Here is a 6,569-nt window from a genome sequence, read left to right on the forward strand (position 1 = left end):
CGAAATACCCTATTTCCGTTCTTGGTTTTAGCACCTCACAAAATCGCATTGCTCCCAGACTGGAGACTAGTGGTTCATCTAATTAATTCTGATGGATTGTGAAAGTAGATTGTGAAAGTTATTAATGGCTCTAGCTAGCTCTTGAAATTGAGCGAATAAATCTATCACTACAACTCAAAATTCATGTAGCAGACTACTAATGATCTGCCACATGAATTTTGAGTTGTAGTGAAGTTGGTAGTAAAGACTAAAGTGCTTACTACTAACTCTCAAAACTATAGGACTCATATATGATTTTTGAACAAGATTTCAGATAAAACCTTAATAAAACAGGCTTTTCAGTCTCAGTATGTTTTCAAAAATCAAATCGGAGTCCTATACTATAGGAATCATATTTGATTTTTAAAATATATATAGGGTGCGTTATGCCGCTGTCTAACGCACTAAAGCCTTTAGATAGTAGGTTAGACAGCGGCATAACGTACCTTGAGACTTTTACAGACTTATATCAGGTTGTCAGACTGATGTCAAGTTGCTAGACTAGCATCCGCTTACTAAATTCATAGTTAGTTGAAGGACAACTGAAACTAAAATTTTAGTCCAGTAAAACTACATAACAACTTTTCATTAATCAAACCGGAGTTCTGTATTTATGCCTATAGGCAGAATAATATGGTTACAGTAATTTGCAAGTATGTGACCTTGATCACAGAAACAATATGTTTAATCGCACTGCTGGTTTAGACAAATTAAGGTAATGATAAACCTCGTCTAGGTTGAGACCTGTATAGCGGTTATCAGTCCAGTGCAGTACACTAGGAGAGAGCAATTGTACTGATAACTGGTCGCTATGAAAGCCTACTCTCTCGACTTGCGCCAGAAAATTGTTGATGCTTATGCCTGCGGTGACATTTCCCAACGAAAACTGGCGAAAAACTTTGGCGTCACCTTAAGTTTTGTGCAAAATTTACTCAAACGCGATCGTGAATTGGGCACGATTTGCCCCAAGGTGCGGACTGAGCAGACTCCAACAAAATTGGGTAGTGGTAAATATGTAGTGAAAGCTGATATTTTCTAACTCAAATTATTCATTTTTAGCTATTGGAATTTTGAATTACATTTATTTGACTGATTGAATTGTCTCTCAAAGATAAATTTGCTAAATATATCGTTTAGCCATAAAATGTTAAAAGTAATAAAGTACAAGTGTTTTAAAATTAGAATATTGCAGCCTCGATGTCAGCCAAAGCACCTACTTGCCCCAATTGCGGTTCTCAACACACTGTCAAAAACGGCAGTATTCATAATCAAAAACCAAAATACCAATGTCAAAACGGTCATTGACAGTTTATAGAAAATCCAACTAATAAAGTTATTAGTAAAGATACGATAGAGTTGATTGATCGACTTTTATATGAATTGATACCTCTGGCAGGGATTGCTCGTGCTGCTCTTGTTTCAGAAACTTGGTTACAGAAATACGTTAATAACAAATATACTCAGATTCCTCAAAAGGTAAAGGTTTCAGAGAAACCTAAAGGAAAATTGACTATCGAATGTGATGAGGCTTGGTCATTCGTAGCTAGTAAAAATAATAAGAAATGGATTTGGTTAGCCTTGGATAAAAAGACTAGAGAAATAGTTGGAGTTTACATAGGTGATGCCTACGGCGGCAAGCTACGCAGTGAAGATGGAGCTAGAGGATTATGGAATTCTCTACCACCAGTTTATCGCGGAGCCGGAGACGCTCCGCCTCCGGTCAATGTGCTGTTTGTTATACTGATTTCTGGTCTGCTTATGCACAAGTTATTCCTAACAAACGTCATCAGGCAGTAGGGAAGGAAAGTGGTAAGACTAATCATATTGAACGCTTTAATAATACAATGCGTCAAAGAATTTCTCGTTTGGTTAGAAAGACTTTATCCTTCTCTAAAAAGCTAGATAACCATATTGGTGCTATCTGGTATTTTATTCATCATTATAATTCTTGTTGTAGCGCCTAATTTTATTATCACTACATATTTACCACTACCCCCGTAGCTTTGTACTTCATACAAAAGAAAACTGATGTAGTGATTACTACTTATTCCACTTTATCAACGCCCCATCAACAATCACAATCCCCCACTGCGGAAACTTCGCCAGCAACTTCTTGATTACAATTTGCAAAGCCGGATCATCATTCCAGCACTCCTGCAAAAACTCAAACCCCGGATTCTGCCCTGAATTCGCCGCCACTTTCAGTTTCTGCATACGCTCCGGTCGCGCACTTGCCCTTGCAACAATCGCCTCATGTGACCACTTTTCAGGATTTGGAACAGGCGCGGCGGAACAAGTACCTTCATCAACTGCTTTGACTTCTCCACCCGAAACCGAATTCTCAACTAACACCGAAGTGGGATTGCCCTGTTCTACTTGCCCCTGAGTTTGATTAGCGATCGCTAAAGTTGAAGGAAATTCATTTTGTGCGACGGGCGTGGCGGAACAAGCACCTTCATGACAGTCTTTCGGCTCAACACCACAGTCCTGATCTTCAGCCAGCAACAAAGCAGATTGACTCTGTGCATCATCTACAAGCGCTAGCGTCGTGCAGTCCATTGCTACAGGCAATTCTTCAAGTTCTAACGCGCTTTCGATATGTGAAGGCGACGCGCCCCCCAAGGGCGCATGAGCCGTTTCCTCAACACGCGGATTTTCAGTTGGCGCGTCAGAACCAACTACCATACCAACAACCAACTAAGGTTGTTGGTAGGTAGTTAACGGGTAGTTAGAAACGTTGTTAGGTTTTTGAAACCCGCAGCATACCTCACTTTTTTGACCATTCTTTTGGAATAATTCCAAATCAGCATGAATTTGTTCCACTTTGGGGTGCTTTTCATTCCGTCCGGGTACATTTGTTTTCTCCCCGGCGTGGACGGCTTTCTCGTCACAAGAATTGGTTTCTTCAGACGTGGATGATTCCCAGTAAAAACGATTGTAATAACCGTGAAGGTTACGGACACGATACCCAATCAACCCAGGTCTACCGGAGGGCAAACGGCCAAACAACTCCTCAAATTGAAACAATCCTTGGGCAGCCAACGCCGCCCCTGCTTTTTGAAACGATTTGTAAGTGAGGTTAGTATCGAGTTTGTGGGCAGCACCCCCGAATTGTTCAGCCGCCACGCTATCTAACCAAAGCTGGGGAGCAATGCGATTTTGTGAGGTCTGGTCAAAAACAAGCGATCGTTAAACTTTTTGCTCAGTACAAAAAAATATTAGCTACATGTCAATTAGTATTAATACTAAAAAATCAAATATTTGATCAAGAACGTCTATAACAGGCGTTTGGAGTGCTGCCCTGATTAAAAGTTTATTGATTTGATTATCATTATTGTTTTGCTCCCTGGTATATGTGAGCAATAATTATTTTATAACTACGAAAAAAGGTAGAATTCCTTATTAATAGTAGTTTTCAAGCTCTCAATATCAACATAAATGGAAAAAAAGATAGATGCAACTTTGGATTTAGCCAAATCGTTGAAAGACTTTGAAATTCAGGTTACTAAACTTTTAGAATTGACAAATGTTAGTGTTTGGGATGGGCAAGTTTTTAAAGAAAGAGAACAAAAAATTAGAGACTCAGCGCTCATTTTAGCGGGTCAATGTATCGCCTTATTTTTATATAATCTTTCCCAATCTCAAGATGCTCTCGACACAGCAATGACCCAAACCCGACTGTGGTCGCAACCTACAACTCAAAGACATGGTTATCGAACTAGACAAATATTAACAATTGGGAATGTTCTAGTTAATTTAAAATTACCATATCTAGTAACTATCAGCGAAAAAAAGGATAAAAATAAATCTTCTCTTCCCTATTGGAAGTGGTGCTCTTTGAGTTTAATCCGCCAAGTTGTCAATTTAAGAATCAAAGGTAATAGTAAATTTTGGTTGAAAGAAAACGCAGCAAATGTTGTTACATCTGCGTTGTCAATGGATCGCTGGAAGTTGGGATAATTTTTGTGGTTCTATCTTTAACTCTTTTCTTAAAACTCAAACTGTTTGATACATTTTATACTTTGATCTTGCCTTTAATTTACTTTTTGGCATAATTCATACTAAGTATAAAAGACTGATTACAGATATTTTTATAAACAATCGTCAAATGACTTGCTAGCAATCTTTTTGAGATATTTCATCAAGATGAATTTTTGTGCAAACCAGTATTTTATTTGCAAATAAAATTACCTTGTACTTAAATATAATTTTTAGCGATCGCTTGTTTTTGACCAGACCTCACAAAATCGCATTGCTCCCTATTCAAATGGTATTGAAATTAACGGGGCTTCTGGATAAATTTGATGGCAAGTTATATAGTGCTAATGATGTTTCACGCCCCAAACCTTTTCCTGATGTGTATCTCTATGCAGCCGAGCAAATGAACACCAATCCAGAAGATTGTGCTGTAATTGAAGACTCTGTAACAGGTGTACAAGCAGCATACGCGGCAGGAATGACAGTTTTTGGCTATGCCCATCAGAGCGATGCCTGCGGCGGGCTGCGCCAACGCACTGCTCTGGCTGAGGCAGGAGCTAAGATAGTTTTTAACGATATGCAGCAGCTTGCTCAACTGCTATAGCCGGGGACTGGGGACTATTTAAAATCCAAAATTCAATGTAAAAGTAACTATGGCACAAACATCCTTATCTGCGATGACGTTTTATCACCTTTTTTCTCTTCAATGCTAACTGCTGAAGCCGCTCAATTTCAGTTAGTACATCTTCGGGCTTGGTTTCCATTTCTAAGTCTGCAAGTTCACTGTCTTCATCATTATCAATGCCCATTTTGTCTTGAATCGCATCAAGCATTTGTAATACTCGTGTGACTTCATGCTCTGTCAGTAGTGCAATTTGTAAATTTAAGTTTGTTCGATACTCACTTTCTTCACTCAGACGGTTTTGACTAATTAACACAAATGTTGACAGAAAAATTGCTTCCAGAGATACTACCATTGTCAATAGTCCGTAGGGGAATGGATCGAACGGATGCACGCCGATTCTTCCCGTGTTCAAAACAATCCAAGCTCCAAACCAGACTATATGTACGTAAACAAAAACTATATGTCCTGAAAAAGAGGTAATCATATCCGCAATTCGGTCTTGTAGATTTCGTTTATTAGCAGCCTGAAGTCGAAGGCGAATCAGAGTCCGAATGTTACGCTGTATGATTTTAGACAGTGCTGGATTATTGTCTTCATAATATTCAAATTCCTCCTCATTCATGCCACCAAGCTTCATAATTTCGATGTCCTGTAATTAATAGTGCCTTTCAAAAATTAGATTAACTGGCCTACTTTGCTTGCTTAAACTCAAATTCTTGAAGTCGGATTGGATCATAAACTCAAATCTTGAACTTACTGTGCTAAACCTGTTGCATTCTTGTGCCAATACATTCCCGTTACAAATCAAAATCAAGGCTGAATGTTTCTCCATCAGAATCTTCTTCTTCCTCCTCTGCAAATGGAGTTGAACTCCAAGATGTGACTTTGTTATCTTCTGTATTAGTCGGCGTGAAAGCCACTTGTTGTGTCGAAAATGCACCCTATATGATAAGCAAAATAGCAATCAATAATAAAATAAAGCGTCTCTAGGTAACTTTTACCTAATTGCTGTGATTCGGCAAATATCCGCTCACGGTAGCTATCTTTGATCCGAACTTTTTCTGGGGTTAAGTCAAGTTTGTCTGCCATTGCGATCACTTAATAGATGTAGATGCTGGATTCTTGGCAGAAATGGTCTTTGCCATCTCTAAAAGCCCAGAGACATTGGCTTCTACCGGATTGTCCAGGATTTTGAAGCCGTTTTTCTCCAACAGCTTCTTAAATCCTGGTAAGAGGCAGCCTCCACCTATCGCCCAGATTTCATCTCCTTGGTGCTTGGCATCCAGTGTCAGATTCACCACTTTTTTCAAGTATTTTTCATACCAATCTTTCAAGCAAGCGCTGTATATATCTTTGATATCGATGTCACGGCTGTACCTGGTATGCCCCATCTCTAGACAAAATCGGATTTTGGATGGGTCTCCGATTTTTCCCCCATTTAAATGTTTCATTTTTTGGGAAATATCATCGATGAGAACTTCTACACCGATGGGGTAAGCAGAAACAATTCGCAATTCGCAGTTCGCAATTCGCAATTAAATACAAGAAATAAGTTAATTGTTTAATTGTTAACTAATGGGTCTCAAGCCCCCACTGATTCTTTGAATCAGTGATCTTAAATCAGTAGTGTGTTCAGAGCTAACACTGAATTGCGAATTGCGAATTGCGAATTGCGAATTGCGAATTGCGAATTGGAGTTTACCCCGGTTGTAACGAGAATAGAGAGTCGTTCCATTGCCAAAGCCTAAAATGGTTAGCTTTTTCGGTAGTGGATGCCCAAACAATGCACCCATACCCTCTAGTACAACTTTCAGCACTTCTACTTTCACGTCTGATTAGACATCTCCAAAATAGTATATTTTGTGGTAAAAGAAGATCATGAGAACTTTTTTAACACGAAAATATGAGTGATATACTGAATCACATT

At 39.0% G+C, this 6,569-nt stretch carries 5 protein-coding genes and 4 pseudogenes; 4 read left to right on the forward strand and 5 right to left on the reverse strand.

Translation table 11 applies throughout. The features are described 5' to 3' along the window. The first annotated feature begins 850 nt into the window (after window positions 1-850). Both V7K76_RS25300 and V7K76_RS25305 read left to right on the forward strand, forming a co-directional pair. On the forward strand, window positions 851-1,078 hold the full coding sequence (locus V7K76_RS25300) for an IS630 transposase-related protein (RefSeq protein ID WP_334779988.1): 228 nt from the start codon (window positions 851-853) through the stop codon (window positions 1,076-1,078). Window positions 1,079-1,236: 158 nt separating this feature from the next. Continuing rightward, window positions 1,237-2,003, forward strand: a pseudogene (locus tag V7K76_RS25305) (IS1 family transposase). A gap of 76 nt (window positions 2,004-2,079) precedes the next feature. On the opposite strand, the gene V7K76_RS25310 reads toward V7K76_RS25305, so the two are convergent. Beyond that, window positions 2,080-2,724, reverse strand: coding sequence for a hypothetical protein (locus V7K76_RS25310; RefSeq protein ID WP_334779987.1), 645 nt, complete (start codon window positions 2,722-2,724; stop codon window positions 2,080-2,082). A 12-nt stretch (window positions 2,725-2,736) separates the two neighbouring features. Then, complete coding sequence (locus tag V7K76_RS25315; protein ID WP_334779986.1) at window positions 2,737-3,165, reverse strand: hypothetical protein; 429 nt, start codon at window positions 3,163-3,165, stop codon at window positions 2,737-2,739. A gap of 312 nt (window positions 3,166-3,477) precedes the next feature. On the opposite strand from V7K76_RS25315, the pseudogene V7K76_RS25320 reads away from it, so the two are divergent. Both V7K76_RS25320 and V7K76_RS25325 read left to right on the forward strand, forming a co-directional pair. Beyond that, window positions 3,478-3,879, forward strand: a pseudogene (locus V7K76_RS25320) (ISLre2-like element ISCst1 family transposase); the annotation flags it as partial. A gap of 316 nt (window positions 3,880-4,195) precedes the next feature. Further along, window positions 4,196-4,621, forward strand: a complete 426-nt coding sequence (locus V7K76_RS25325) for an HAD family hydrolase (RefSeq protein WP_335030157.1) — start codon at window positions 4,196-4,198, stop codon at window positions 4,619-4,621. A gap of 64 nt (window positions 4,622-4,685) precedes the next feature. Here the strand turns inward: V7K76_RS25325 and V7K76_RS25330 are convergent, their stop codons facing one another. The 3 genes and pseudogenes from V7K76_RS25330 to V7K76_RS25340 form a co-directional block, all read right to left on the reverse strand. Then, window positions 4,686-5,279 carry a DUF1003 domain-containing protein gene (locus V7K76_RS25330; RefSeq protein ID WP_335030158.1) on the reverse strand — a complete coding sequence of 198 codons (594 nt, stop codon included), beginning with the start codon at window positions 5,277-5,279 and terminating at the stop codon, window positions 4,686-4,688. 160 nt (window positions 5,280-5,439) lie between these two features. After that, a pseudogene (locus V7K76_RS25335) lies at window positions 5,440-5,731 on the reverse strand (hypothetical protein). A gap of 5 nt (window positions 5,732-5,736) precedes the next feature. Continuing rightward, window positions 5,737-6,225 (reverse strand): annotated as a pseudogene (locus tag V7K76_RS25340) (hypothetical protein); the annotation flags it as partial. Window positions 6,226-6,569 lie beyond the last annotated feature (344 nt).

Origin of the sequence: Nostoc sp. (assembly GCF_036917975.1) — a bacterium.
Lineage (GTDB): Bacteria > Cyanobacteriota > Cyanobacteriia > Cyanobacteriales > Nostocaceae > Nostoc.